At 37.8% G+C, this 2,102-nt stretch carries 2 protein-coding genes; one reads left to right on the top strand and one right to left on the bottom strand.

What is annotated here, in order from left to right; all coding sequences use genetic code 11:
* Window positions 1-198 (top strand): hypothetical protein (locus KO502_RS02820; RefSeq protein WP_216021043.1); only part of this gene is annotated, 198 nt, incomplete at its 5' end.
* 21 nt (window positions 199-219) lie between these two features.
* On the opposite strand, the gene nadB is transcribed toward KO502_RS02820, so the two are convergent.
* Entirely contained in the window at window positions 220-1,821 is a 1,602-nt protein-coding gene (gene nadB, locus KO502_RS02815) for an L-aspartate oxidase (RefSeq protein ID WP_216021042.1), read from the bottom strand.
* Window positions 1,822-2,102: the final 281 nt, after the last annotated feature.

The raw sequence follows: 2,102 nt of genomic DNA, 5'->3' as shown, positions 1-2,102 counted from the left end.
TCTGAATTACGTCCCAACGAGTATCAATTATTAGCACAAAGTCGGTTTAGCTTTCTCGGCTGTTGGTTAATCATGCAGCCTAAAAACGATCCTTTACAAAAATCAACTCAAGTATTACCGAAACAACTATTTATATTTAGAGATAGTGTTAGCGCGCAAGATTTTTCTCGGTTAGCTAAGATCATTAAACAGTTATAGTCTTAGCCTAACACTTTTAAGTTAATGTTCTGGCTTAAGTATTGTCGGCTCAGCTTTAGGCAATAAATCGGGGTAGTCTAAGGTGTAATGTAAACCTCTACTTTCTTTTCGCTCCATCGCACATTTAATGATAAGTTCGGCAACTTGTACTAAATTACGTAGTTCAAGTAAGTTGTTGCTTACTTTGAAGTTTTGATAGTAATCATCAATTTCTCGTTGTAATAGCTCAACACGATGTAGTGCACGTTCAAGTCGCTTTGTTGTTCTTACAATGCCAACATAGTCCCACATAAATAACCTAAGTTCATGCCAGTTATGTTGGATAACGACTTCTTCATCTGAATTTGTAACGCGGCTTTCATCCCAATGCGGTAATGTTAAATAACGATTGTCGGGATCTAAGGTTGCACTGATTTCTAATGCTGCAGCACGAGCAAAAACAATACACTCTAATAAAGAATTACTCGCCAAACGGTTGGCACCATGTAAGCCGGTATAAGACATTTCGCCAATAGCATAAAGTTGATTAATATCTGTTTTACCTTGTGTATCAACCATTATTCCGCCACAAGTATAATGAGCTGCTGGGACTATAGGAATCGGCTGTTGGGTAATATCTATACCTAACGACATCGTTTTTTCATAAATAGTGGGAAAGTGCTGTTTAATAAAGTCACTAGGTTTGTGGCTAATATCAAGGTACATACAATCAGCACCGAGGCGTTTCATTTCATAATCGATGGCGCGGGCTACAATATCTCGTGGCGCAAGCTCAGCACGTTCGTCAAAATCAGGCATAAAGCGACTGCCATCAGGACGCCTTAGCTTGGCCCCTTCACCGCGTAAGGCTTCGGTAAGTAAAAAAGTTCCTGCAGAAGGATGAAATAAACACGTTGGATGAAATTGATTAAATTCCATATTTGCCACTCTACAGCCAGCACGCCAAGCCATGGCAATGCCATCGCCACTAGCCACGTCTGGGTTTGAGGTATATTGATATACTTTACTGGCTCCGCCTGTAGCTAAAATAACTTTTTGCGCGTAAATACTTTCTACTTTCTCAGTATTTCTATTCCAAATATACGCACCAATACATTTTTTTGTTTGCTCATTGCTTGTATTTTGTTGGCAAATTAAATCAATAGCATTGAAACGTTCAAATACACGAATGCGAGAATGCTTTTTAACTTGTTCAGATAGTGTGGTTTGAATCGCCTGACCGGTGGCATCAGCAGAATGTAATATTCGACGATGACTATGTCCGCCTTCTCGGGTTAAATGATAACGTTTTTCACCGTTATCTATTTGCTCTTTATCAAACTTAACACCTTGATTAATAAGCCACTCTAAACAAGATTTAGCATTTTCAGTAGTAAACTTTACAGCCTCTTCATCACACAATCCTGCCCCAGCAATTAAAGTATCTTCTATATGTGCAGAGATACTATCATTCTCATCAAATACGGCGGCAATACCACCTTGAGCATAAAAAGTAGAGCCTTCGTTTAATGGACCTTTGCTTAAAATAACCACATCGGCATTTTTAGCTAAATGAAGTGCTAAGGTTAGACCTGCTGCACCACTGCCAACGATTAGAACATCACAATTATTTTGTTGAGTCATACTGTTTAATTAAGTTCGGTTGTAAAGGCGAATAGTTACTTGTTATTGACCAATATATCTTTTGAGAGCAGAGTATTAAGTGAGGTTAAATATTTTTAAAACCTTCTGTAATCCTACGCTTGGTATCTTGGTGGGTATAAAAGTATCGAAGTTTCAGGTATTCTATAATACATAGATAAAAGCCGCCAGAAAATAGCTATTAGTTACTGATGTTTATTAGCCAAGGGTGTTTTATGCTATTAACTAACTCTTTGTTAATAGCATAATACCAATTTGATTAA

This window comes from Colwellia sp. E2M01 (assembly GCF_018860585.1).
Taxonomy (GTDB): domain Bacteria; phylum Pseudomonadota; class Gammaproteobacteria; order Enterobacterales; family Alteromonadaceae; genus Colwellia.
Note: the sequence above shows the minus strand (reverse complement) of the source record. Positions and strands in the feature narration are given on the sequence as shown.

What these genes read in the sequence shown, in the direction of transcription:
- nadB (WP_216021042.1), bottom strand. Translation starts at nt 1,821, where the DNA reads ATGACTCAACAAAATAATTGTGATGTTCTAATCGTTGGCAGTGGTGCA.